The sequence below is a fragment of the Mycobacterium sp. 4D054 genome, from assembly GCF_052245755.1.
Lineage (GTDB): Bacteria > Actinomycetota > Actinomycetes > Mycobacteriales > Mycobacteriaceae > Mycobacterium.
Map to the genome: position 1 here is coordinate 44525 of NZ_JBQQCF010000030.1, position 24874 is coordinate 69398.

At 66.4% G+C, this 24874-nt stretch carries 21 protein-coding genes; 9 read left to right on the forward strand and 12 right to left on the reverse strand.

Going from position 1 to position 24874, the window contains the following annotated elements; all coding sequences use genetic code 11:
* Positions 1–83 precede the first annotated feature (83 nt).
* Entirely contained in the window at positions 84–581 is a 498-nt protein-coding gene (locus ACTWP6_RS20320) for a hypothetical protein (protein WP_443188619.1), read from the forward strand.
* Between the two features lie 56 nt (positions 582–637).
* On the opposite strand, the gene ACTWP6_RS20325 is transcribed toward ACTWP6_RS20320, so the two are convergent.
* A complete protein-coding gene (locus ACTWP6_RS20325; RefSeq protein WP_260751216.1) occupies positions 638–1807 on the reverse strand; it encodes an FAD-binding domain in 1170 nt (389 codons plus the stop codon).
* Between the two features lie 315 nt (positions 1808–2122).
* Between ACTWP6_RS20325 and ACTWP6_RS20330 the strand changes: the two genes are divergently transcribed.
* Positions 2123–3220: a ferredoxin reductase gene (locus tag ACTWP6_RS20330; RefSeq protein ID WP_260751217.1), complete on the forward strand. Its 1098-nt coding sequence runs from the start codon at positions 2123–2125 to the stop codon at positions 3218–3220.
* Positions 3221–3235: 15 nt separating this feature from the next.
* Positions 3236–4633 (forward strand): fatty acid desaturase family protein, encoded by a 1398-nt coding sequence (locus tag ACTWP6_RS20335; RefSeq protein ID WP_443188620.1) that lies wholly within the window; start codon positions 3236–3238, stop codon positions 4631–4633.
* Between the two features lie 122 nt (positions 4634–4755).
* Here the strand turns inward: ACTWP6_RS20335 and ACTWP6_RS20340 are convergent, their stop codons facing one another.
* The 3 genes from ACTWP6_RS20340 to ACTWP6_RS20350 all read right to left on the reverse strand — a co-directional run bounded on the left by ACTWP6_RS20340 (position 4756) and on the right by ACTWP6_RS20350 (position 7098).
* Positions 4756–4989, reverse strand: a complete 234-nt coding sequence (locus ACTWP6_RS20340) for a hypothetical protein (RefSeq protein ID WP_260751219.1) — start codon at positions 4987–4989, stop codon at positions 4756–4758.
* Positions 4990–5074: 85 nt separating this feature from the next.
* Positions 5075–5605 (reverse strand): DUF2243 domain-containing protein, encoded by a 531-nt coding sequence (locus ACTWP6_RS20345; protein ID WP_260751220.1) that lies wholly within the window; start codon positions 5603–5605, stop codon positions 5075–5077.
* A 131-nt stretch (positions 5606–5736) separates the two neighbouring features.
* Complete coding sequence (locus ACTWP6_RS20350; RefSeq protein ID WP_443188621.1) at positions 5737–7098, reverse strand: hypothetical protein; 1362 nt, start codon at positions 7096–7098, stop codon at positions 5737–5739.
* Between the two features lie 734 nt (positions 7099–7832).
* On the opposite strand from ACTWP6_RS20350, the gene ACTWP6_RS20355 reads away from it, so the two are divergent.
* A complete protein-coding gene (locus ACTWP6_RS20355) occupies positions 7833–9467 on the forward strand; it encodes a diguanylate cyclase domain-containing protein (RefSeq protein ID WP_443188622.1) in 1635 nt (544 codons plus the stop codon).
* A 5-nt stretch (positions 9468–9472) separates the two neighbouring features.
* Here the strand turns inward: ACTWP6_RS20355 and ACTWP6_RS20360 are convergent, their stop codons facing one another.
* Positions 9473–10150 carry a Crp/Fnr family transcriptional regulator gene (locus ACTWP6_RS20360; protein WP_260751223.1) on the reverse strand — a complete coding sequence of 226 codons (678 nt, stop codon included), beginning with the start codon at positions 10148–10150 and terminating at the stop codon, positions 9473–9475.
* A gap of 167 nt (positions 10151–10317) precedes the next feature.
* Positions 10318–10872, reverse strand: coding sequence for a nucleotidyltransferase (locus ACTWP6_RS20365; RefSeq protein ID WP_260751224.1), 555 nt, complete (start codon positions 10870–10872; stop codon positions 10318–10320).
* Positions 10873–10919: 47 nt separating this feature from the next.
* Here ACTWP6_RS20365 and ACTWP6_RS20370 point away from each other — a divergent pair, with 47 nt between their 5' ends.
* Positions 10920–11726: an endonuclease/exonuclease/phosphatase family protein gene (locus tag ACTWP6_RS20370; protein ID WP_443188623.1), complete on the forward strand. Its 807-nt coding sequence runs from the start codon at positions 10920–10922 to the stop codon at positions 11724–11726.
* A 39-nt stretch (positions 11727–11765) separates the two neighbouring features.
* On the opposite strand, the gene ACTWP6_RS20375 is transcribed toward ACTWP6_RS20370, so the two are convergent.
* Positions 11766–12935: a sulfotransferase family protein gene (locus ACTWP6_RS20375; protein ID WP_443188633.1), complete on the reverse strand. Its 1170-nt coding sequence runs from the start codon at positions 12933–12935 to the stop codon at positions 11766–11768.
* Between the two features lie 112 nt (positions 12936–13047).
* On the opposite strand from ACTWP6_RS20375, the gene ACTWP6_RS20380 reads away from it, so the two are divergent.
* The 3 genes from ACTWP6_RS20380 to ACTWP6_RS20390 all read left to right on the forward strand — a co-directional run bounded on the left by ACTWP6_RS20380 (position 13048) and on the right by ACTWP6_RS20390 (position 15751).
* A complete protein-coding gene (locus tag ACTWP6_RS20380) occupies positions 13048–13623 on the forward strand; it encodes a TetR/AcrR family transcriptional regulator (protein WP_443188624.1) in 576 nt (191 codons plus the stop codon).
* Positions 13620–14732: a DUF1214 domain-containing protein gene (locus ACTWP6_RS20385; protein WP_443188625.1), complete on the forward strand. Its 1113-nt coding sequence runs from the start codon at positions 13620–13622 to the stop codon at positions 14730–14732. The genes ACTWP6_RS20380 and ACTWP6_RS20385 overlap by 4 nt, the downstream gene beginning before the upstream one ends.
* A gap of 134 nt (positions 14733–14866) precedes the next feature.
* Positions 14867–15751 carry a universal stress protein gene (locus ACTWP6_RS20390; protein WP_443188626.1) on the forward strand — a complete coding sequence of 295 codons (885 nt, stop codon included), beginning with the start codon at positions 14867–14869 and terminating at the stop codon, positions 15749–15751.
* 77 nt (positions 15752–15828) lie between these two features.
* Here the strand turns inward: ACTWP6_RS20390 and ACTWP6_RS20395 are convergent, their stop codons facing one another.
* Entirely contained in the window at positions 15829–16971 is a 1143-nt protein-coding gene (locus tag ACTWP6_RS20395; RefSeq protein WP_443188627.1) for an acyl-CoA dehydrogenase family protein, read from the reverse strand.
* Complete coding sequence (locus ACTWP6_RS20400) at positions 16972–18204, reverse strand: acyl-CoA dehydrogenase family protein (RefSeq protein WP_443188628.1); 1233 nt, start codon at positions 18202–18204, stop codon at positions 16972–16974.
* Positions 18205–18606: 402 nt separating this feature from the next.
* Here ACTWP6_RS20400 and ACTWP6_RS20405 point away from each other — a divergent pair, with 402 nt between their 5' ends.
* Positions 18607–19374 (forward strand): hypothetical protein, encoded by a 768-nt coding sequence (locus tag ACTWP6_RS20405; RefSeq protein ID WP_443188629.1) that lies wholly within the window; start codon positions 18607–18609, stop codon positions 19372–19374.
* Here ACTWP6_RS20405 and ACTWP6_RS20410 read toward each other — a convergent pair.
* Genes ACTWP6_RS20410 through ACTWP6_RS20420 form a run of 3 tightly spaced genes read right to left on the reverse strand, consistent with a single transcriptional unit; the run spans position 19371 to position 24152 of the window.
* Positions 19371–21224, reverse strand: coding sequence for a putative bifunctional diguanylate cyclase/phosphodiesterase (locus ACTWP6_RS20410; RefSeq protein WP_443188630.1), 1854 nt, complete (start codon positions 21222–21224; stop codon positions 19371–19373). The two genes, ACTWP6_RS20405 and ACTWP6_RS20410, sit on opposite strands and share 4 nt — an antisense overlap.
* Before the next feature lie 7 nt (positions 21225–21231).
* Complete coding sequence (locus ACTWP6_RS20415) at positions 21232–23406, reverse strand: Rv1355c family protein (RefSeq protein ID WP_443188631.1); 2175 nt, start codon at positions 23404–23406, stop codon at positions 21232–21234.
* Complete coding sequence (locus ACTWP6_RS20420; RefSeq protein WP_443188632.1) at positions 23403–24152, reverse strand: hypothetical protein; 750 nt, start codon at positions 24150–24152, stop codon at positions 23403–23405. The genes ACTWP6_RS20415 and ACTWP6_RS20420 overlap by 4 nt, the downstream gene beginning before the upstream one ends.
* Positions 24153–24874 lie beyond the last annotated feature (722 nt).

The following is a 24874-nucleotide window of genomic DNA, read 5'->3' on the forward strand; positions in this document are numbered from 1 at the left end:
CCGTACCGGTTCAGACGTCATCGCCGCCGTCGGTAAATTGCTTGCAACGCAGTAATTCTGACGCTGCTGATCGAGGAGCTAGCGTGGACCTTGCGAGCTGGATCGTGGGTTTGTCGCTCATCGTGCTCACCATTGCGATCCACACGACCGGGGTGGTGGTGATGGCATTCCGTCTGGAGGCGCGGATCCGGAACCGGTTGGAGAAGAACGCGTTCGGCCCTAAACGGGCGATTCTGATCGTCAGCGGCAGCATCGCAGTCGTCGCGCTGACGCTTGCGGTCCTGCACGGTCTGGAGGGTGTGCTCTGGGCGTCTGCCTACCGGTGGCTGGGAGCATTCGACTCGTTCACCGATGCGTCGGTCTATTCCTTGGGCACCATGGTTTCGCTTGACGTCCCCGGTCTGGTGTTGCCCGAGCGGTTGCGTTTGATCAGCGCACTGGAGGCGGTGAACGGCGTTCTGCTGTTCGGCATCAGCACGGCGTTCATCTTCGCGGTGATGCAGGCGTACTTCCTGACGTTCTTCCGCCGGTACCGGAGCAACACCGACGATCAAGCCGATCTGCCGCCTCGAACCCCATAGTGACCGTCATCTGTGAGCCTCGGATCACCATGCTGTGGCGGACGCCGACAGAAGCGCTACCGCAGCTCGTAGTCGGGTAACGAGACGTCGTCGCGTACCCCTCGCGTGACGAGTTTCGCGAACGGTCGCCATTTGAGTGCGCGCATCGACATGTCACGGAACCGCAGACCGAGTCGGGTTCGTGTGGCGAAGAAGCCGAGAAATCTGCGCGCCGCTGCCTGTTTGGCCTCGATGAGGGGACGCATCCGGTGCTCATATGCTTCAAACGCGACGCGGTGGTCGTCGCTCGCCCGCATGAGCTCCCCGGCCAGAACGTAGGCCTCGGTGATCGCCAGACCGGTGCCCTCGCCGCCGAGCAGCGAGATACATCCGGCCGCATCACCGATCAGAACCACCCGCCCGCGGGACCAGCGAGGCATTTGGATCTGGCTGACGGCATCGAAGTACAGATCGTCCACGCCGTCGATGGCGGACAGAATCTGCGGGCATTCCCACCCGGCTCCGCCGAAATGCTCGCGCAGCTGACTGAGCGCAGACGTGCTCGAATCATCACGATCGTCCCGGAACACGAACAAGAACATGGTGCGGTCGTCGCGTAGTGCGATTCGCGCCACCTGACGGCCGGGGGTGCTGTAGTTGACGTAGACGAGTTCGTCGCGGGGTCGGTAGCCGGTGACTTCGCAGGCGGCCACCTTCGCTCCGAGGTAGCGCGCATAGTTTTCCTCCGGCCCGAAGGCCAGGTGACGCACCGCGGAGTGCAGCCCGTCGGCGCCGACGAGAAGGTCGTAATCCCGAGGCCGGCTCTGATCGAAGTGCAGGCGCACGCCGTCGGCGTCCTCGTCGATGCCGGTGATGATGTCGCCGAAGATCGTCTCGACAGTGCCGGCCGTCGCGGCGTAGAGGGCAGCGGACAGGTCGCCGCGCAGCAGGCTGGTGAAGTCCCCGCCGATCGCGCGTCGCACCATGTCCACGCCCAGCTCGGCATTGATCTCACCGTCGGGACCGACGTTGCGGATCGACTGGATGTCGTAACCGGCGGCGCGCACGGAGTCCGCGAGACCCATGCGTTTGACCACCTGGTAGCCGAGTCCCCAGAAATCGATCATGTAGCCGCCGGTACGAAGGGCCGGCGCCTTCTCGATCAGCGTTGGGGTGTGGCCGCTGCGGTGAAGCCAGTACGCCAGCGCCGGGCCGGCCACACCGGCGCCGCTGATGGCGATTCTCATCAGTCCAGTCTGCGCCGGTTGTCTTCCGACCCGAGACCTTGAGTGAGTGTGCAGCTTCACCCGACTTGCCGACGGGCACCACAGCCGCTGTGAATACACTCGGGGAACCGATGTCACCAGGCGAAAGGTGTTCTTTCGCAACACTATTTGGTCAGGGTCGCTGGCTATCGCCACGGGTGGGCGGTGCTGGTAGGCGGCATTTCTTCGGCTCCACGCTTTCGCAGGTTTCGAGTAGGGCCGGGGAGGCAGCAACAGGGTTAACCATTGATGTGATGCCGATCACTGCACAGGAATCCGCAGGTGAAGGGGTGAGGAATGGCGGAGCGTGGCGCACGGCCACCGGTACCGCGGGGGCGCCGCATGCTGCTACGAGCGATCGGACATCTGTTCCGTCCGCTGCGCCCGGACGACTATCTGGAGATGGTCAACCCGCTATGGACGACCAAGGAGCTGCGCGGGAAGGTCGAGCGTGTCGAGCCCCAGGGCAGCGAGGCGGCCAGCGTGCTGATCCGGCCGGGCTACGAGTGGCCGGGACACAAACCCGGCCAGTACGTCCGGCTCGGGCTCGTCATAGACGGCCGCTACCACTGGCGCGCCTACTCGCTGACGTCGGACCCCGAGCCGGAGGACGGGCTGATCAGCGTCACCCCGAAGAAGGTGGACACCGGCGTCGTGTCGCCGTACCTGGTGCACAAGATCCAACCCGGCGAGGTGGTGCGGCTCGGCGAGATCGAAGGCGTCTTCACCCTGCCGGAGCCGCTGCCGGCCAAGATGCTGTTCATCAGCGCCGGCAGCGGTATCACCCCGATCATCAGCATGCTTCGCAGCCTTGACCATCGTGGTGAGATCGACGACGTCGTGGTCTTGCACTCGGACCGCACTCGTGACGAGGTGATGTTCCTGTCCGCGCTGGAAGACCTCCAACGCCGTCACGACACGATGCGGCTCGACCTTCGGCTCACCTCCGAGCGTGGCCGCATGTCACCTGCCGACCTCGACGAGTTGTGTCCCGACTGGCGTGACCGCGAGGCATTCTGCTCGGGCCCGGGTGCGCTCCTCGACGGGCTCATCGACCACTGGGAGCAACACGGTGATCCAGACCGGCTGCATTACGAGCGATTTCAACCCAAGATCAGCGGCAACGCCGGCGACGGAGAGGGCGGTGAAGTGACGTTCCTGGACAGCGACACCACCGTCGACTGCGACGGCGGCACACCGATCTTGGAGGCTGGGGAGCAGGCCGGCCTCAATCTTGCCTATGGGTGCCGGATCGGTATCTGTCACACCTGCGTCGGAACGCTCAAGTCGGGGCGGGTACGCGACATGCGATCGGGTGAAGTGACCGAACCCACCGGGCAGGACATCCGGATCTGTATTCACGCCCCGGAAGGCGATATTGCAGTTGAGTTGTGACGCAGGAGGATTGACATGACAGCATCGATCGAGAGTCCGCTCGCCCGCTTGAGTGAACAAGAGTTGGAGAAGCTCGCCAAGGAGTTCGACGCCATTCACGACGAGGTGTTTGCCGAACTCGGCGAACGCGACCGCAACTACATCAAGATGGTCATCTCGGTGCAGCGCCAGATCATGGTGGCCGGCCGGGTCCTATTACTGGCGTCCCGGTCACCGACGGCGTGGGTGCTCGGCACCGCGTGTCTGAGCATGGCCAAGATCCTCGAGAACATGGAACTCGGGCACAATATCCTTCACGGTCAATGGGATTGGATGAACGACCCGGATATCCATTCGTCGGTATGGGACTGGGATACCGCGTCGAGCGCGGAAGCGTGGAAGCACTCACACAACTACATCCATCACACATTCACCAACATCCGCGGCAAAGACAAAGACCTCGGCTATGAGATCATGCGCGTCGACCCCAACCAGAAGTGGCGGCGCGCCAACCTGGGGCAACCGCTGTACAACTTTCTCCTCATGGTTCTCTTCGAGTGGGGTGTCGCCCTGCACGACACCGACGTCGAGGCGCTGTGGCGTGGACAGAAGACGATGGCCGACCTGAAAGCCGATTTCAAGGGCATCGCCGGTAAGGCCCGCCAGCAGATCGTCAAGGACTACATCGGCTGGCCTCTGATCAGCGCGGCAGCCTTCGGGCTGGCCAAGCTCGCGCTGGGTGATCGGATAGATCAGCCCAAGCAGTCCCGCGTCGGACGCCGGCTCCGGCAACTTCCTGGACGCAGCGGCCGGATCGCAGGGTTGGCAACGGTTCTCGACCGCGTACTACCCGGTGTGGAAAGCACCTACCTGCGCACACTGGCCGCCGACGCGCTGGCGAACGTGGTCCGCAATGTGTGGGCGCACGCGATCATCTTCTGCGGTCACTTCCCGGACCAGACCTATACCTTCAGCGAAGAAGAGGTCGCCGACGAATCCCGCGGCGGCTGGTACGTGCGCCAGCTGATCGGCGCCGCCAACATCGAAGGCAGCCCGCTGTTCCACCTCATCAGCGGCAACCTGGGATACCAGGTCGAGCACCACCTCTACCCCGACATGCCCAGCAGCCGCTACGCCGAGATCGCACCGAAGGTCAAGGACATCTGCCAGCGATACGAGCTGCCCTACAACTCGGGCAGGTTCGGCAGACAATGGTTCACGGTGCAGCGCACAGTGATCAGGCTGGCCTTCCCCGGTGGGAAGCCTCGGCCCAAGCCCGGCCCCTATCGCGGTGATGACGTTGAGCGGCGGCCGCAGGGCAGCAGTGAGGCCGCTCGCTTCCGGGAGCGGGTTCCCGCCGAGCACCCGGACGCGGGGCCGGAGCACCGGTCCGGTGGGGTCGCCGTCAGCCCGCCGCCGCGGGGCGACGACTGACACGTCGTGTGGGGAACGGAGCTGGCTCTGCCGGCGTGTGAATATGTCCGAATGCTGGCGGCCGCACCGCCGCGGTCACAGCCGCAGCCCCGACGCCGCGCATCTTCGGACTCGATGGCCGGTCACCCCGTGGCCGGATACGTCTTCACGATGGCGCCGCCCTCTCCGCTGTGCCGGAGTTGCACATAGCGGTGCTCGGCAGGGACACGCCGGGCGTGATATTCGAAGTCGGCTTCGGCTTCGGCAAGTGACTTACCTTGGGAGACCACGACATTGCGGGTGTCAGCGGCTTCGTCCTCGTGGTTGTGGACGTCACCGACCACGACGTCATACCGGTCTTCTGCGAGCTCGGTCATTCGTTGTCCTCACTGACTTCTGCGGGGTTGAGTGTAGGTCGAACTGCCTGTCGGCCAGGAAAACGCGCCTCACCCAGGGCGCCGGTCATTGGTGGTCGACGCGGTGTGAACGGCTCTCAAGCGTGTGGACGCCGCGTCGGTACAGCGCCCAGCCCGTCGCGATGAGCAGCGCGCCGAAGATCAGGAATCCGATGTCCCACGGGAGGGGGGCGCCGAGGTCGTCTCTGACGTGATGGATGCCCAGGATCTGATGGTCGATCACACCCTCGACCACGTTGAAGATTCCCCAGCCGGCCAGCAGAAGCCCGAAGTGGAACGCCCACGTGGGTGCCAATTGACCTTTGCGCCACGCGATCAGCGTCTGCAGCGTGCCCGCCCACACCAGCACCCAGGTACCGACATGGAAGAACCCGTCGGCCAGGACGTTGACTTTGAGTCCGGCCAGGGTGTCCACCGGGTAGTCGTCCACATGGCTGACCATGTGATGCCACTGCAGAATCTCGTGCAACACGATGCCGTCGACGAAGCCACCCAGCCCGAGGCCGAGTAGCAGGGCCGGAGCAATGCTGGGCTTCCTAGTCGCAACAGACGAATCGGGCGTCCGAACTCTCGACATGGCCGAGGGCTTACCCTCCGACAGAGCGCGGAAACTCCGGACCCAGTCGTGCGCGGCGATCTCACATCGCCGGGTCGTCGACGGGAACGGCCCCCTCGTGATGAGGGGGCCGTGCCCTGGTGCCGAACTCCCTACTCGTCGCTGCCGGACTTGTCGCCGGAGCCGGACTTGTCGCCAGAGCCGGAGTTGTCGCCAGAGTCGGATTTGGGGTTACCGGACTCGCTTCCGGAATCGCTGCCCGATGCCGATGAGTCGCTGTCGGAGTCACCGGCCGCGTCGTCGCCGGCGGCCTCCTCAGATTCGCCGGCCGGCTCGTCGCCGTCGTCGCCGTCCTCGTCCTCGCCGGCCACGTCGTCGGCGTCCGGTTGCTCTTCGGTTTCCTCGCCGGTGACATCATCGGCCGGTTCGGTGACGGTCACGTCCTCGTCGCCCTCCTCGCCGACGGCAGCGATCTCGTCGGCAGGACCGGTCGGTTCAGTGGCCTCTTCCGCGGCATCTCCAGCGGTCGCCGCGCCGTCTTCGGTGCCGGTGCTGATCGGCAACGTCACCAGCTTGTCCTCGCCGGCCAGCCCGGTCGACGATACCGCGGCCAGTTCATCGGCGGCCGTGGGATTTTGAGCCTCGTCATCCTCGGACAGGCCGGCCAGCGCCGCGGCGATGGCCTTGGGCAGCTGAACGAAGAACGCGTCGATCGGTCCGTCCTTGCTGAACAGCCCGGGGAAGAACTCCCATTCCGCGGCCACGCTGGGCTGGTAGCCGTTGAGGAACGCGTTCAACACCTTTGCCGGCGCGTTGACGACCTCGCTGATCGCGGTGACCCAGTCGCGGTCGTAGATCGACGCGGAGATCACGTTCATGATGTCGGTCAGCTGGTAGATCGCCGTGATGGGCGGGCTCAACAGCGAGTAGGCGTAGCCCGTCGTCGCGTTGTTGCCGACCAACAGTGTGTCCAGGACTGCGCCGACCGCTCTGAGGCCGAAGTCCCGCGCGATCTCGCCCGGGATCTTGAAGATGGGCTCCAGCGGCCAGCCGAAGTAACCGAGTCCGAAGATGTTCCAGCTCGTGATGGTGGCGAACGCCTGGGTGAACTGTCCCTGCAGGACGAAGTCCCAGGCGGTCTCCAACGCCTCCGGAAGCTTGTCGAAGTGCTCCTTAGAGCCCTCGGCCGACTCCTTCAGGCCGGTGTTGATAGTGGCGGCATAGGTCGAGAGGTTGCCGAAGAAGCGCTCCAGACCCGGGAAGGGGTTGAACACCGCCGAGGCGATCTCGCTGTACAGCGAAGAGGTCGTGATGATGTCCCAGGCCGCGGGAAGTCCTTCGGTCAGGATCCCGGTGCCTTGGCTGCCCAGGTTCTGCACCGTAGTGGACAGCGATTCACCGATGACGCCGATGGGATCGATCCACCCGGACAGCTCCACGGCGCGGTCCTGTATCACCGGCAGGGTGGGCGCTACCGGGTTGACGGCGATGACCGAGGCCCCGGCAATTGCCACAGCGGCACCAAGCAACCTATTTGGACGGGGGGAAGAAGAGGAAAGCTCAGGCCAGAAGCCTGGGGTTGAGCCGGCGTGACGGACCAATTGCACGGTAACTCCTGGATAACGGGTAACGGAAAGCCATGAGGCTGGCTGGAGATTAGCTGAGGCTACCCTGTGCAACAAGGCCTACCTCCATAGTGGCTATCGTGAAAAAGTTAACTGGCAACACCGAATGCGCCGCCGATGAGCGACGCGTCATCGTGCGAGCGGGTAAGGCCTCGACTGCCGGGCAACCTCACGGCTGCGGATCGAAGCGAACACTAGCCAACCGGCCCGGCTTTATGGGTGCCACGTCGGCTCCCGTGTCCCACATCACTTCTGGCGTGGTGGCCGGTCGTTTCCGGCACCCGCATGCGGTGCACACGGGCGCAGCTCGCCGAACCGACTGTGCGGCAGGGGGTTCGCTATCGGGCCTGGCGCCCGGAGCCCGGCGGCACCGGCAGCGCGCGCCGTCGTGGCGGCGCGGCGACCCCTGGGCCGGAGTGATCACCGGCAGGCCGCCCGCGTTGATGGAGGCGCCCAGCCATGCCGCGAAAAGTCAGGTTATGCGGTTTGCACGTCCATGTCTGACGAGCTTGCTAGCCTGCCTTTCAGGCATTGCGGAGGTGGCCGAGGGGACAGCACCGACTGATCGGCGAGGGGACACGTTCGGAGGGGGCGGATTTGACGACCTGCGTCGAAGCGACCCGATGACGTCGCGGGACGATTTCGGCGAAGACTGCACCGCGGCCGAATTCGAATATCACCGACTGCTCGATCGGAGCCTGGTTCCGGTGTGTATCCACGACGGCAAGATCGTGCGCTACGTCAACCCCGTGGCGGTGCGCGCGCTCGGCGCGACAGCGTCCGTCGAGATCATCGATCGCCCGATAGCTGACTTCATTGCTCCGGCGTCGCTGGGCGCGGTCACCGCCGCCCTGGCCCACTTGCGCGCGGACGGCGACGTCTCTGGGCCCGGCGACTATTCCCTCATGCGCGTCGACGGCAGCGTGTTGGCTGCCCAAGCGGTGGCGGCGTTGCGGCTGCAGCGTGGCGATCCCACGTACGAGGTGATCTTCCGGGACCCGATGCCGGCACGGCCGATGGTGCTCGCCGGTGACTCCGGCGACCGCAAGCCCACAGCGGCGACCATCACCACCACCCTCGACGGCATCGTCACCGACTGGAGCGCCGATGCCCACGACCTCTACGGCAGGTCCGCAGACGAGGTGGTGGGGATGCCCGTCGAGAGGGCGGTCGGCGCCCCGCTCTATCCCGATGCACTGGTTCGTTCAGGCAGCGGTTGCGTGGTCACCACCCACATCGACGCTGAAGGGGCACCGCTGGCGGTGCGCGTGCTGGTGGTCCGGACCAGCGGCGGCTACGTCGTCGTCTGCGACACCGTCGTGGCCGCCGATCGCAGCGGGCAGCGACTGCACGCGGTGCTCGACCTCCTTCACGAGGGTGTGGTGATCGTCGGCAGCGATGGCAGATTCCAGTTCGCCAACGCCGCAGCACGCCGGATCCTCGGAAGCGGCGCCGAGGATCTCGTCGGCCTGCACCACAGCAACCATGGAGCGGACCTGCCGATGTATGACCACCAGGGACGCCTGCTCGACCCGGATTCTCATCCGCTGCAGTGGATCCTGAAGACCGGGCTGAGCCTGCGGGGGGAGGTGGTCGGCGTCGACCGTCTCGACGGCACCCGGATCTGGGTGACCGGTCACGGTCGCGTGATGCACCCCGAGGATCCGCAGAACTCACCGATTCTGATGTCGTTCACCGATATCACCGAGCACTACGACGCCCGCGAGAGACTTCTGCACGAGGCCACTCACGACTGGCTCACCGGATTGCCGAACCGCGGCCACGCGTTGGACCACGCCGCCGCGGCGATGTCTCAGACCGGCGCGGACCGGTTGTCTGCGGTGCTGTTCATCGACCTCGACCGGTTGAAGTCGGTCAACGACAACCACGGCCACACCATCGGTGACGACGTGTTGCGCCGGGTGGCCCAGCGGATGCGCTCGGCGACGCGACCCCAGGATCTGGTGGCACGAATCGGTGGGGACGAGTTCGTCGTGCTGCTGATGGGACCGGTCGAGGAGGCCGATGTGGACGCGATCGCCGAATGTCTGCACGAGGTGCTCGCCGAGGAGATGCTCATCGGATCGCTGAAGCTTCGGGTCGGCGCCAGCATCGGCATCACCACGATCAGCGACGACGACCGGCGCAGCCTGGGGGATGTGCTCCGGGATGCGGACGCCGCGATGTATCGCGCCAAGGCGCAGGGACGCGCCAGCACAGCACGTTTCGAAGCCGCCCCCGACCGCCTCTGCGACTGATCGGGTCAGCGCTGCGCTCGGCGGGCCAGCCGGGCGGGGTCGTGGATGATGGTCGACTTACCCCGCTGTTCGATCCAGCCGCGCTGCGCGAAGTCCGACAGCGCCTTGTTGATGGTCTCGCGCGACGAGCCGGCCAGTTGCGCGATCTCCTCCTGGGTGAGGCCGTGCTCGACGCGCAGCGCGCCGTCCTGCTGGGTGCCGAAGCGGCGGGCCAGGTCGAGCAATTGCTTGGCGACACGGCCGGGGACGTCGGTGAAGATCAGGTCGCACAGCGTGTCGTTGGTGCGGCGCAGCCGGCGAGCCAGTACGCGCAGTAGCTGGTCGGCGATCTCCGGGCGCTCGGCGATCCAGAATCGCAGCGCCTCCCGGTCCATGGTCACCGCCCGCACGGCGGTCAGCGTCGTGACCGAGCTCGTCCTCGGCCCCGGATCGAAGATGGCGAGTTCGCCGAACATGTCGGCCGGGCCCATCAGCGTCAGCAGACTCTCGCGGCCGTCCGGGGTCGCGCAGCCGACCTTCACCCTGCCCGAGGTGATGATGTAGAGCCGGTCACCCAACTCGCCCTCGTTGAAGACCCGGTGGCCGCGGGGGAACGACACCTCCTGCAGCTGGTTGCACAACACGGCGACCGCGCTCTGGTCCACCCCCTGGAAGATGGCGGCCCGTGCCAGAACTTCGTCCACGCTGTCCCTTTCTCGCTCTCGACCGAGTGTGCGGGCGTCGCCGAAGGACGCATTACAGGAGGGAGAGCACGCGTAACGTAGCAGGTCCGCGGTCATCTCCGCGAGCCGTCTCGCCCGGTCACCGGGAGCTACCGACGGTGAAAACCTCTCGGGTGCAACACCGTTCGTCAGTCGACGGTGATTCGTAGATTTTCGCACAAGAACAGGAACGCGACGGCGAACGGGTTGTCGGCGGTGTTCTGCCGCAGCGCGGGCCAGTCGAGTTGTTCACGGACCGCGCGCACTGACGGGATCAGCCGGGCGAAATCGCAGTGGTGCTCGTTGAGCGCCCGCAGCTTCTGTGTCACCACCGCGGTCGGTGTCAGCACCGGTATGGACAGCGCCAGCACGTCCTGCACCCGCGCACGGTCGATCAGCTCGATGTCGACCGGCACCCCGTTGATGTGGTGGAGCACGTCGATCAGGGCAGGTTCGTCCACGCCGAGGGCGGCCTTGAACAGCCAGTCCTCGGGCGGTCTGCGGATGTCGAAGCCGGCTTTGGACAGGGTTGCCGCGGCCGCCTCGACGTCCTGTTCGGTGACGACGAAATCGACGTCATGGGTCGGTTCGGGGCCGCCGTGGACCCACAGCGCATAGCTGCCGGCCAGCGCGAACGGTGGACCGTCGGCCTTCAGCGCCGAGGCGGCCCGCCGCAGCGACTCACGCAGATCGTCGTGGGACATGGAGGCATCACCGTTGGTTTCCGTCGCAGGTGGGTAGTTGGGTACCCATGAAGTTGGTGACGTTCAACATCCTGCACGGCCGCACCCTCGGTGACGGCGTGGATCTGGACCGCTTCGCCGAATGTGTGGCCGGGCTCGACGCCGACATCCTGGCGCTGCAGGAGGTGGACTCGATTCAGGCGCGCTCCGGATCGGCCGATCTGACGGCGTTGGCCGCCGAGGCGATGGGCGCGCGGAGTCACCAGTTCGTGGCGGCGATCGCGGGCACACCGGGGGCGACCTGGATGGCTGCGACTGGAGAGGAGCAGCCCGGTACCGCTGCGTACGGCGTCGCGCTGCTGTCGCGCTATCCGGCATTGAACTGGCAGGTCGTCCGGTTGCCCCGGATCCCGTTCCGGTTCCCGATGTATCTCGCTGCGCCCGGGCGGGTGCAGGTCATCCACGAGGAGCCGCGCGCGGCGGTGATCGGACAGTTCGACACCCCGCTGGGGAACCTGACCGTGGTCAACACCCATCTGTCGTTCGTGCCGGGATGGAACCGCGTCCAATTGCGCCGGCTGATGCGCGACGTCCGCGGTCTGCCGTGGCCGCGGATCCTGACCGGCGATCTGAACATGTCGGCCGCCGCTGCGCGCCGGTGGTCGAGGCTGAGGCAGTTGGCGGCGGCCCCCACGTTCCCCGCCGACAATCCCTCCAAGCAGCTCGATCACGTGCTGACCGACGACCCCGGGTTGTTCGCAGCGGCGTGTGAGACGCCGCGAGTGCCCATCTCCGACCACCGGCCGCTGGTCGTGCATCTGCAGCGCTCGGATTCCGAGGTCCACCTCGGGGACACTCGGACGCAGAACCCCTGAGCAGACCCGGGGAATCGGCGTAATACGTCGACTGCCAGGCTATTCCGAGGTCAGCAGGAACCGCCCCAGATAGGGCGCGAACCGATCTCTGAGGCTGTCGGGGTCCAGGCCGAACATCTCGGGCGAGGTGTGCACCCGGCCGTGTCGTCCGCGGCGGTGGCCTTGCAGGTATTGCGCGATCGCGGAGCGGGCATCGTCGGTGAGCAGTTCCCCCGCCACTGAGTACACCCGCTCGGCGGTGCCTATCTCATCAGTCATGAACTGGTCGAACACGATGTCCACCGAGCGCTCCGCCGGGATGAGATCTCGATCCCGAACGCAGGTGTCGAGCAGGCGTTCCAGCCGGTCGATCCACGCATGGGCGAGCGCCGTGACGTCGACCCTGTCGCGGTGCATCCGCTCGGAGTAGGTCACCATCGCGATCATCGACAACGCCACCGGGACCGGATCACGATGGGTGAAAACCACTACGACACCGGGCATCACCGCCTCGAGCGCCGGCAGCTGCCCCAGGTGCTGGGGCGACTTGAGCACCCATCGCCGTCCGCCGCGCAGGAACTGCAGCGCCTTGAGCTGCGTGACCAGATAACGGTACGACGACGTCTGGTCGCTGCTCCAGAACCACTCGGTCCAGCGCGGCACATGGGCCAGAGTGTCCATCAACATCGTCGAGAAGTCGTTGGCCAGCAGCTGGATCTCCTCGTGCACGTGATCCGTGGTCATCTCGTGCATCAGGGCGAAGTGTGGCATCAGCACATCCATGGTGTGCACTGCGACGTCCATGCGCGCGATCCGCGGATCGGGCTCTATCCCCGTCTCGGACGGTAGCGGGAACGGTTCGACGCTCTCCCAGTACGGCAGGCTGCGGAAGGTCGGCGCCGCGGCCAGCATGTTGTGCAGGTGGGTGGTGCCCGAGCGTGGCAGGCCGGCGATCACCACCGGGGGAGCCAGCTCGATGTCCTCGATCTCGGGATGTCGGGCGAGCAGCTCCGTCAGCAGCAACCGATTCTTGAGCCACTGCACGAGCTGCGCGTGGAAATTCACGATCCCCGGGGCGTGCATATCGATCTCGCGCAGCTCGCTGACGTAACGCTGCAGGCGGTCTCGATAGTCGTCCGGGCCGAAGTCGGTCAGGCCCGTGGCTTCCGTGGCCCGCTGGTGCAGCACCTCCACATCGAGTGGGCAGTCGGCGGCCAACGTCGCCATCATCTCGCGAAGCTGTTGTGCCGCAGGGCTGTAGCGCGGTTCGGCGAGGTCGTCGAGATAGACCAGATCCGCTGTGGCGTCCGTCACAAAGCAATATGTTACTGTCAGTATCGTAATGATGACAGAGGTGGGACGCCCCCGGGATCGCAGCATCGACGACGCGGTGCTTCGCGCCACCGTGGAGCTGATCAGTGAGTCGTCCTACGCCGATCTGTCCCTCGACGCGATCGCGACGCGCGCGGGCACCAGCAAGCCGGCCATTTACCGGCGCTGGCGGGGGAAGGCTCACCTGGTGCACGAAGCCGTCTTCCCGGTCGATGCGTCCACTGAGCTTCCCGCCACCGGATCGCTGGACGGGGACGTGCACGAGATGCTGAGGCGGACGCTCGCGGTGTTGAGCACTCCGGCCGCGCGCGCGGCGCTGCCCGGGCTGGTGGGGGAGATGGCCTCCGATCCGACGCTGCACACCGCGCTGCTGGAGCGATTCTCCGACGTCCTCGTCCGCGGCCTGAACGACTTCCTGCAGTCCGCCGTCGACCGGTCCGAGGTGCGCCGCGACGTCACCGCCACGCAACTCGCCGAAGCCGTCGCGGGAATGACGTTGCTGGCGTTGCTCACTCGCGGCACCGACGTCGACGCGGAGTGGATCGAGCAGACCGCGCAGCTGATCACGAAAGGAATCAGTGCATGACCTCTGACATTCACGAGGCCACAGCGGCGTGGCGGGAGCTGCTGGACACCCTGCGGCAGTTGGACGAATCGTTCATGACCGGCCCGAAAGCCGTCACCGACGATCGCCACATCGCCGACGGCTACCGGATGATCGCGACCACCCTGGGGGTCGCGTTCGACACGTACCTGTTCGCCGACCGCAGCCGCCCCCGGTGGCTGGAGGTGAACTCACCGTTGCGCCCGGACCGGCGCTGGGGTGGGGACAACACCGACGCCATCTACTACATGTGCCCCGTGGATCCCGGGCGGCGCTACCGTATCAGCGGCAATCGCGGTGACAGCGTGTACTTTTCGGTCACTGCCTACAACGAGCCGGCGCCGGGGGCGTGGTCGGACCGGATCGTCGCGATCGTGCGCGACGACGACCTCGACATCGACGGCGACGGCAACTTCACCTTCGACTTCGGCCCCCAACCCGACGCCGCGGTGTTGATGACACGCGACTACCAAGCCGATCCGCTCGTGGGCCGGCCCGTCACCTGGAACATCAAGGCTCTCGAGCCGCCAGACCCGTTCCGTCACGGCGAGGCCGAAACCGCGGCCGCGCTGCGAGCCAGCGCGGCCTGGCTGCGGACCATGTTCGCGATCCTTCCGTTGACGGTAGGGGTCAGAGGTGCCGGCGAGCATCAGCTGGGCCACGAAACCGCAATGGCCGCCAATGATTTCGCCGATCCCTACCAGGTGCCCGACGCGAACTTCGGCTGGTCGGCGCGTGACGCGTGCTACTCCTACGGCAGCTTCGACCTCGCTGAGGACGAGGCGCTGGTGATCACCCATCGGCCTCCGGACTGCCGATTCTGGAATCTGGTGGTGTGGAACCAGTTCATGGCGGTGCCCGGCGTGCCCGACGCGCGCAGCTCGGTCAACGGTGTGACAGCGGTACCCGACAGCGACGGAACCGTCACCGTTGTGGTGTCCCGGGGGATGACGGATCATCCGAACGCGCTGACCACGCTGGATTATCCGCGCGGCAACCTCGCCTTCCGCTGGTTCCTGGCCGACGAGGTGCCGGCCCGCCCGCGTGTGTCGCTGGTGAAGATCGCCGATGCCCCGACGTCGGTCAGCTGAGCGCATTTCCCGCGAAGGACTTTGGTCCCATCGCATGATGACGGCTTTCCACTGACGTACCTCGAGCCGTGACGATAGCGTCGTGGTGTCAGACGGCACCGGCGCCGTCGGCCTAAGTGGAGGAGGCACACCTGATGTCCACCCCGGTAGCACTCAACGGCATCGTCGTCGCGGTCGACGGCTCGGCACCATCGCGCGTCGCGGTCGACTGGGCTGCGCGCAACGCCGCCATGCGCCGGGTGCCGTTGACGTTGGCGCATGTCCTTCCCGGCGCTGCCGTGCAGTCGTGGATCCAGGCTCCACTGCCGATGGCCTACCTGGAGGATGAGCAGGAGGAGGCGCGCCGGATTCTCGCCGATGCGCGTTCGGTCGCCGAAGCCGCCATGGCCGGTGACGCCGTGGACGTCGGTGAGGTGGTGCTGTCGGGTCAGCCCGTCGCCGCACTGGTCGATGTGGCCAAAGAGGCCGACATGCTGGTCGCCGGCTGCAGGGGCAAAGGCAAGTGGGAACGCCGGCTGCTGGGTTCGGTCAGTACTGGTCTCGTGCAGCACGCGCACTGCCCTGTCGCGGTGATCCACGACGAGGACCCGCTGATCCCGCATCCCGCCCAGGCGCCGGTGGTGGTCGGGGTGGACGGTTCCCCGGCGTCCGAGCGGGCCACCGCGATCGCATTCGACGAGGCGTCACGGCGCGGGGTCGAACTCGTCGCGTTGCACACCTGGAGCGACGCCGGTTACGAACTGCCAGGCGCCGGGTGGTCGGAGGTGCAACCCGAGGAGGACATGCTGCTGGCCGAGCGGCTGGCCGGATGGCAGGAACGCTACCCCGACGTCACCGTCCGGCGCGTGGTGTGCCGGGACCAGCCGGCCCGACGGTTGCTGGAAGAAGCCGACAAGGGCCAGCTCCTGGTCGTCGGAAGTCACGGCCGCGGCGGCTTCGCCGGGATGCTGTTGGGCTCGGTGGCATCTCAGGTCGTTCAGTCGGCGCGTGGACCGGTGATCGTGGCCCGCAAGTCCTGAGCGCAGAACGCTTCCGGTAGTTGTGCGTTCGCCGGCCCCGGCGGGCCCGACCTGGTTCCGGTGGTCGGGCCGGCGGCCTACCGCGAGGTCAGCTCGGCGTAGCGCGCGACGTGGTGGTCGGTCGATCCGAACTCGAACTGCACAGCGGTGAGCCGTTTGAAGTAGTGACCGATCGCCAGCTCCTCGGTCATGCCCATGCCGCCGTGCAGCTGCACGGCTTGCTGTCCCACGAACCGGGCGGCGCGGCCCACCGTGACCTTGGCCGCCGACACCGCCCTGGCCCGGGCGACGTCGTCGGCGTCGAGGTTGAGAGTCGCCAACAACGCTGCGGCAGCGGCCTGTTCGACCTCCATGTACATGTCCACCATCCGATGCTGGAGGACCTGGAAACTGCCGATGGGCTGCCCGAACTGTTGGCGTTGTTTGCAGTATTCGACGGTGTCGGCCAGCACCTTGCGCATGCAGCCGACCGCCTCCGCACAGACCGCGGTGGCGCCCTCGTCACGGGCCAGTGCGAGCGACGGCCACGCGCCGCCCTCCCGGCCCAACAATGCGGTGGCCGGCAGCCGGAGGTCGTCCAGCACGATGTCGGACGCTCGGCGGTCGTCGACCGTGCGATAGTGGTGCAGATCGATACCTGTTGCGGCGGAGCCGAGTTCGACGAGGAACAGCGAGATGCCGTCAGTGTCGGTGCGCTCGCCGGCCGTCCTGGCGGTGACCAGCACGTGACTGGCCAGCGGTGTGCTCGTCGAGACGATCTTCGCGCCGAACAGGATCCAGCCGTCACCGTCACGGCGGGCGGTCGTGCTGACATCCTGCCAGCGTTCACCGGAGGTCGGTTCGGTGGCGACCAGCGACACCACGGCGGCGCCGGAGACGATCTGGTCGACGAGTGCCGCTGCGGTGTCCCCACCGGCGCGCTGCAGCAGTCCGGCGGCGACGACGGCGGTGTCGACATAGGGTTCGATCACCAGGGCGTGTCCCAGCGCTTCGGCGATGAGCATCATCTCGACCGGGCCGCCGCCGATCCCGCCGGCCTCTTCCGGCAGCGCCGCGCCCAGGATGCCGAGCTCCTCGGCGAGGGCGCGCCAGATCTCGGGTTGCCAACCCGGGCCGGTCTTGGCCGCGGTACGGCTCTTTTCGAGGTCGTAGCGGGTGGAGAGAAACCGAGCCAGGCCCCCTCGCAGCAGTTCCTGTTCGTCGTTGAGTGTGAAGTCCATTTAGAGCCCCAATGCAGCCTTGGCGAGGATGTTGCGCTGAATCTCATTGCTGCCGGCGTAGATCGAGCCGGCCCGGTCGTTGAAGTACCGCAACGGGGCCACGGCCTGCCACGGCTCACCGCTGATGTAGTCGTCCGCGGGCGGCTCGAATTCGGCGATCGGTCCGCCCGGGCAGGTCCCATGCGGCTGGTAGACGCGCCCGCGCGGTCCGGCAGCCTCCATGGCGAGTTCGGTGATCGCCTGGCTCAGCTCGGTGCTCAGCACCTTCAACATCGACGACTTCGCGCCGGGGTTGCCGCCTTGCGCCACCACCGCGAGCACCTGGTACTCCAGGATCTCCAGCACCTCGGTCCGGATACGCGCTTCGGCGAGCTTGCGCGCGAAAGCAGGGTCGTCGAGCAGCCACCCTCCGGCCGGGCCGGGCTGATCGGCGGCCGCCACGGTGATCTCCTCGACCATCACCTGTAGGGCCGGTGCGGTGGCACCACCGCCACGTTCGAATTCGAGCAGGTACTTGGCCACCGTCCAGCCGTCGTCGATCTGGCCGATGACGTTGCGCTTGGGCACTCGCACCTCGTCGAAGAACACCTGGTTCTGCACCTCTTCACCGGAGGTCATCACCAGCGGCCGGATCTCGATGCCGGGAGTCGACATGTCGATGAGCAGGAATGTGATGCCGCGCTGCTTCTTGTCCGATCGGGTGGTGCGCACCAGCGCGAACATCCAGTTGGCTTCCCGCGCGTGAGTGGTCCAGATCTTGCTGCCGGTGCATACGAGGTGATCACCGTCGTCGCGGGCCGCCATCGACAACGCGGCCAGATCCGAACCCGCCTCCGGCTCGGAGTACCCCTGGCAGAAGAAGACCTCGCCGGTCAGTATGCGCGGCAAGAAGAAGTTCTTTTGCTCGTCGGTTCCGAACTTGATGATCGCGTGGGCGACCATCTTGATCCCCATCGGCGAGAGCGACGGGGCGCCGGCGAGTGTGGACTCCCGACTGAAGATGTAGTGCTGGGTCAGGCTCCAGTCGCACCCGCCGTGGGCGACGGGCCACGCCGGCGCTGCCCACCCGCGCTCGTGCAGGATCTGCTGCCATTGCATGCTCGCGTCGTGATCGGCGTACACGCTGGTCATCAGGCGCCCCGCGCGACGGAGCTCAGGCGTGAGCCTCTCGTCGAGGAATGCGCGCACCTCGTCGCGGAATGCCAGGTCGGCCGGCGACCACTGTAGGTCCATCACTGTCTCCTCTCCGCCGAACGTCAGAGACACAGTAAACCTAGTTAGTTAAGTGAGGTGTACCCCGGGGGTGGCATCGGGGGCGTGGCGACCATGACTGTGTTCGCGATCACGCCCGCCAGAGGGGTCGCCACAGCGCCGACCGGCAGGTGACCGACCGCCGGATGGTAGCTTTTGTTCGTTGCCACAGCCTGTGATGGCAAATCCCCTCAAGACCCATCACGGCTGTGGCAACCCGGGAAACCAAATCCGTTTGGTCTCCATATCGCGATGTTCTAGCCTTTAACGGGTCGATAAAACTCGACAATGGCAAATTTGAGGCGAATAACTTTGTGCATTGAGCACGATTGGGACGATGAAGTCGACGTGGTGTGTGCCGGAGCCGGTTCGGCCGGTTTGGCGGTGGCCATTTCGACGGTGGAACACGACGGCGAGGTATTTCTCGCCGACATTGCCGATCCCGGCCGGCCTGACGAGCCACTCGGGCTGCGCGGATGTTTCTCCCGTGTCGGCGACGAGGCGACCGTCGATTACTTCTCGGCGCTGACCGAAGACCTCGACCTCGCCACACTGAGGCAGCGCGACGCCGATCTGCCGGTGCGTCTGATGCCCGAGACCGCGCCGACGCGGGGGCGCACCGTGCCGCCGTTTCAGGGGTGGCGGCTGCGTGACTGGGCGGCGGTCTGCATCCCGTCGCCGTCGGGCTACCTCTACACCCAGGTCACGGACTGGACCTCGGCGACGATGCCCGGTCAGCACGGCGAGATGTTCAAGGTCACCGAGCTCGGCGTCGCCACACCCGATCCCGACGACCCCGCCGGTTCCGTCCACCGCTGGCTGAGCGATGAAGCCGACGACCGTGGCGTGTCTGCGCAGCACGTCGAGGGTTTCGAGGCGTTGGTGTTCGAGGACGGCCGGGTGGCCGGAGCGGTGTTCCGCACCGCCGACGGTGCCCTGTCGGTCCGGGCGCGCCACGGTGTGCTGGTCTGCGGTGACGGCGCCGTCGGCCGCGGGGCGGCCTCGCCGCGGCTGCCCGAACGGGTCGCGCTGCGGGTCGCGCTGGTCGGTAAGGAAGCCAGCCGGTTCGGACGGCTGGAGTTGCTGACGTCCGATCCCGCGGTGGCTCAAGCGGTTCCGCTGCACACCGCAGGTTCGGACGTCAGCGACTAGGACTTGGCGAAGCTCACCGGGATCCGTCCCTTGGCCAGCAGTGTCTCCATTGCCGCGCCGGGAATCGGCCGTGACAGTAAGAATCCCTGGGCCCGGTGACATCCGTGGCGCAGCAGCGTCAACGCCGCGGCCTCCGTCTCCACGCCCTCGGCCACCAGTTCCAGGCCGAACGCCTCGGCGAGCGCGATGACCGCACGCACGATCGCCAGATCGCCCGGATCCGAACCGAGTTCGCGCACGAAGCTCTTGTCGATCTTGAGCGTGTCGACCGGCAGCGACTTCAGATGGGACAGCGCGCTGTACCCGGTGCCGAAGTCGTCGATCGCGATGCGCACGCCGGCCTCCTGCAGACCGTTGAGGGTGACGCGCGTGGTCTCGATGTCCTGGACGACGACGCTCTCGGTGATCTCCAGGCAGATGGATCCCTTGTCGAGTCCGAACTCGTCGACGATCGCGGCGACCGCGTCCACGAAGCCGTCGGTGACCAGCTGTACCGGCGAGACGTTGATGCGCATCACCGCGTCCCGGCCGATGCCGCGGGCCCGCCACGCCGCGAAATCCGCGCATGCCGCCCGCATCACCCAGCGACCCAGCTCGCCCGCGAGGTTGATCGACTCGGCGACACCGATGAACGACTCCGGGGACAACAGACCACGCGTCGGATGCTGCCAGCGGACCAGGGCCTCGGCGGCCAGGATCTCGCCGGTCCGCATGTCCACCTCGGGCAGGTAGTGCAGCAGCAGCGCGCCGTTTTCGATGACGCTCTGCAGGTGCAGCTCGATGTCGTTGTCGAACTCGTTCTTCATCGACATGTCGTCGGTGAAGGTGACGATCTTGTTGCCGCCCGAGTTCTTGGCGGTCAGCACGGCCTGATCCGCCCTGCGGAGCAGATCCGATGTGGTGTCACGACCCGGCACACCTTGAGCCACACCGATGCTCACCGTGCGCGTGAGCATCTCGCCGTCGATGGAGACCCGTTCCCGCAGCGTCGACTGCAGGCGGTGCGCGAGGGTTTCGGCCTCCTGTGCGTCCATCGGTACGCCGGGGACGAGGACGAATTCGTCACCGCCGAGCCGCGCGATCATGTTCGGGCAGTCCGCGCCCCGGCGCAGCCGCTCAGCCAGCACCCGGATGAACCAGTCGCCTGCTGTGTGCCCGAGATAGTCGTTGATCGCCTTGAGACGGTCGAGGTCGAAGAACAGCGCCGACACCGGGCCTGGCGCGCCGACTGCCAGGCGCTCGTCGAGATGGGCGAGCAACGCACGGCGGTTGTGCAGTCCGGTCAGGTCGTCGTGTTCGGCCAGGTAACGGAGCTGCTCCTCGGCCTGCACGCGCGCCTGGACCTGAGCGAACAGCGACGCGATCGCTTCGAGCCCGTTGAGTTCCTCAGCGGTCCACTCGCGGTCACCGAACTTGATGAACCCGAGCACACCGGTGGTGAGTTCACCAGAGACCAGGGGAGCCGCCGCCATCGAGGTGGCCGGCACGGCGCGGGTCTCCTCGATGCGCTTCTGGTAGTCGTCGGTGGCCGGCTCGGGCCGGAACACCATCGGCTTCTTGCCGTGTTCGGAGTGGGCGAACACCGGGTCGGCGTCGGCGAAATAGACGAGCGCGAGCGGGTCCGGGTCGGGAACTCCGGGGCGCACCGGCCATTCCGCGATCAGCCGTGACGCACGGATCTTGTGGTCGTTGTAGCGCAGAAAGCTGACATCGACACCCAGATAGGCGACGAGTTCGGCCAGTACCCGCTGACTCACCTCGACCGAGGTCGCCGCGTTGGCGGCCATCAACTTGGTGGCCACCGAGGTGACCACCAGGTCGAGGCTGCGGAGTGTGTCGTTGTCAGACATCGTGCAGTCAGGATACGGGCGCGTCAGTATTTGTGACGGGCCGTCTCCGACTGCGCACCGATGCAGGTGGTGCACAGGCGAGTCTGAGGATCAGAACGGTGGTCTCGCCGGGACGCTCACCCGTCAGGCCACGGAACTGCGATTGCAGATCGGCGAGCTCGGGTGCGAATAGCGGTGAGAGCTCGTCAAGTTCGTCGCGATGGTGGGCATAGAGGAATGCCGGGGATATCGGTTGCACCGAAAGGCCGTGCTGCGCAGCGGCGATCCACACGGACTCGGCCGCGGAGCCACCCCGGGCATAACCGGTCAGGGACAGGTCGTCGGTCATGATCAGCGCGAGTGCGGAGCTTTTCGCGATACGAATCCGGGTGTCGGCGCCGAGCACCGCTCCGGCATCCCAGGAGTGCAGCAGCGACATCACCTCAGGGCGGCGCAGGATGTCGAGGGTGACCAGCTCTGCCGTGCCGAGTTCCAGGCTCCGCACATCGATTCCGGAATCTGGGAAATCGTCGCCGGGCCAGCGCAGCTCCGAGGCCATGTCGGCGTGCAGGCGCGGCGTCAGATAGCGAATGCGGTCGGTCTCGGCCAACAGCACGCCGATCCGGTCGATCACGTCCCGATCGACGAGAACCTCCAGCCGTGATCCCTCGCGTCGTGCCGCGGCGTGCAGGGCGTCCATCGCCTCCTGCGGCACCGGCGCGCCCGTTCCGTGTCTGCGGTTGGTCTCCCGCGCCGAGAGCGCCGGATACAGTGACGCGAGATCGTCGTCGGTGCCGTCGACGAGTTCGATCACGGCGGCCAGTGGGGCACGTTCGTCGCCCTCGACGTAGGTCACCGAACCGATCATCTTGTGCGCCGCGGCAGCGACGCGGGCGTTGAACGCGGCGGCGCCGACGGCCACCGCGCTGCCGCGCAATCCGACGTCGATCGTCGACTGATATTCCGGGGCCAGTCGGATTGTGACGACGTTGTGACCGGACTCGATGTGCCAGGGCTGCACATTGCCTCCCGACGGCGCACGATTCGCCGCGACGGCCACCGCCTGCACCGGGTCCCGGATCTGTTCGTCGTCCTGCGCCGGAGGTTCCCACTCGGGTTGCGGCCCGGCGTCCATCGGATCGGTCAGAGCGTCGAGGGCCGCTGCCGTGTCCACACGCACCCGGCCCGACGAGAGCGGCTCGCCGAGGCCGATTCTGCGCACGGCCTCGGCGACCGCCGCGGCACCCACGAGCACATCGCCGACGAGCTGAGGCCATGTCGACAGGCTCTGGCCGACCTCCACCAGCGAGGCCGCACCCCGCGAGGACAGGTTGGCGCCGTCGATGATCCGCAGCACGTGCGGAATCTTGTCCCGGCTGTCGAGGCCGGCCAGTGCCGACGCGTCGACATTGCCGAGCAGCCCATGGAAGATCGGTCGCTCCGGATCGAGATCGAATCTCTCGACGTCGATCAGGCCGCGGTCGCTGGTGGCCATCAACACCGGCTGCCGACGGCTGCGTGCCGCTTCGCGGACAAGCGCTTTCACGTCGAGCGAGTCACACTCCTCGACCACGATGTCGATGCCGTCGAGGAATTCGGCGACGGTGTCCGCCGTCAGCCCCGAATCCATCACCCGCACAGTGATATACGGATCCACCTCGGCGATCCTGCGGGCGGCGATGATGGCCTTGTTCACGCCGATGTCGAACACCGTGGCCGGAACCCGGTTCAGATTGGACAGCTCGAGTTCATCGAAGTCGGCCAGACGAAGCTCGCCGCACAGCCCCTGCATCGCCAGCGTGTGAGCGACCGCGTGGCCCACGCTCAGGCCCACCACACCGATGCGCAACGCGGCGAGCGCCTCCTGCTCCTGTGCGGTGATCAGGTTGCGGTTGCGGTCGGAGCGCACGCGGGCGTAGGAACGCGGACCCAGCATCCCGATCACGGTGCGCCGCCACGGATAGTGCACCCACCGCCGGGGTTCGGCGGTCAGCTCCGGTTCCGGCGCCGGCAGCAGCCGGGCCAGCGTGTCGGCCTGCTGTGCGCTGCGATCGACGAAGATGATCGCCGGGTCCTGACGCAGAGACCGCAAGGTCTCCTGGTCGGCGGTGTCGTCGGGATCGAGGACCACCGCGGTTGCGGCATCGCGCTGTCCGGCGGGTTCGGCGTCATCCGTTTGCGCACGGAAGCTCTCAAAGCTCACAGCGCATTATCGCGTGGCCATCCGATTCCGCCGGTTACGACGCGCGACCGCTCCATCGCCCTGATCTCGTTGAGGATCTTCGACACCTGCGCGGGCTCCGCGTGCCGGATGAACGTCCTGCGGTCCCACCACATCATCTTGGTGCGGTAGCGGGGGTCCGGGTAGGGCGTCGCGGGGATCGACGCAACTATTCCTCCCGAGGAGCGCCACTTGTCGAGCACATGCGGCGCCGAGGTGGCCATGCAGAACTGGAGGTCCATCGCCGCCAGCGCGTGGAAACCACTGCGTGCCAGCGCACGCGTCACGCCTTTGTTGCGGGCCGGATCGTCGGTCACGAATGCCGACTTCATCTCGAGGATGCCGAACGGGGCGCGGTCGTCGATCATCTTGCGCACCGCGGCCAGACCCGGCTGCCCGTCCCACTCCACGACCGCGTGTGAGTCGTCGGCCCCGGTCAGCGGGCCTTTGGCGCGCACGCCGCCGATCACGCGTCCGGTCACGTCCAACGCTGCCCAGAAGACCGCGGTGTCGTGTCCGTCGCTGATCTCGTCCACATCCAGTGCGCGCTCGACCCCGTGCTTGCGGTAACTGCGCTCCGCACCGCGGAGGTACTCCATCCACAGGTCGGGGTCGAGATGGGGCTGCGACATCACCAATGTGCATTCCGCGTCGGCGTCCCACCAGCTGTGGTTACTCGCGAGTTCGAAATCGTCGGCGCGGACGGATTCGAGAGAAGCAATTGACATGGCTATTCCTATCGGTGCGGGTTGGCGATACAGAAAAACGCTGACGCCGGCTGCCAACTATCAGATCCGGTGCCGGTGCTAATGCGGCGACACCAAGTATGTCGCCGCCGGTCTCTCCATTTCTAGCTAGCGGGCAAATATTTTCTCCTTTTCGAATTCTGGACATAAAAACGCCCTCACAAGACATACCCCAGACCCCCCACTGGCAAGACGAATTTGACAGGCCGAGGGGGTGTCACCGTGACAATTCGGACGCTGCCGACATGCGGAGTTGCGCAAACTCTCTTTTTAGCGCTCAGGTCAGTTATGCGTGGCGCTGCCCGCTAACTGGCGGGCCCGTCCGCGTAATCGGCCCGGCACAGTTTCACCGGGAAGTTACCGCTCGGTGAAAAGGGGGTCGCCGCCGCAGCGAAGTTGCGAATGCAATCTGTTAGCTGAGCGGCGGTTGTGCAACATCGGCGAATGATCGCTGCCAACCACAACGCGGGCGTCCGGCGCCGACCGCGCTGTGGTCGGGGTGGTCGTGCTATGGCACTGTGAGTGCTGTAAACCCGCATGCGGCACAACCGGATGTCGTTTCCCGTCGGCACCCGGGTGTTGACCGTCCCTCTGTGTGACGACCACGGCGGGGGTGATCGTCATTGAAGTTGTCGAAATCCCGGGTCGGGGACGGCGGTCGTCTGCATCATCAGCGTGCCCACGAACGGACCCCGCGCTGGTCT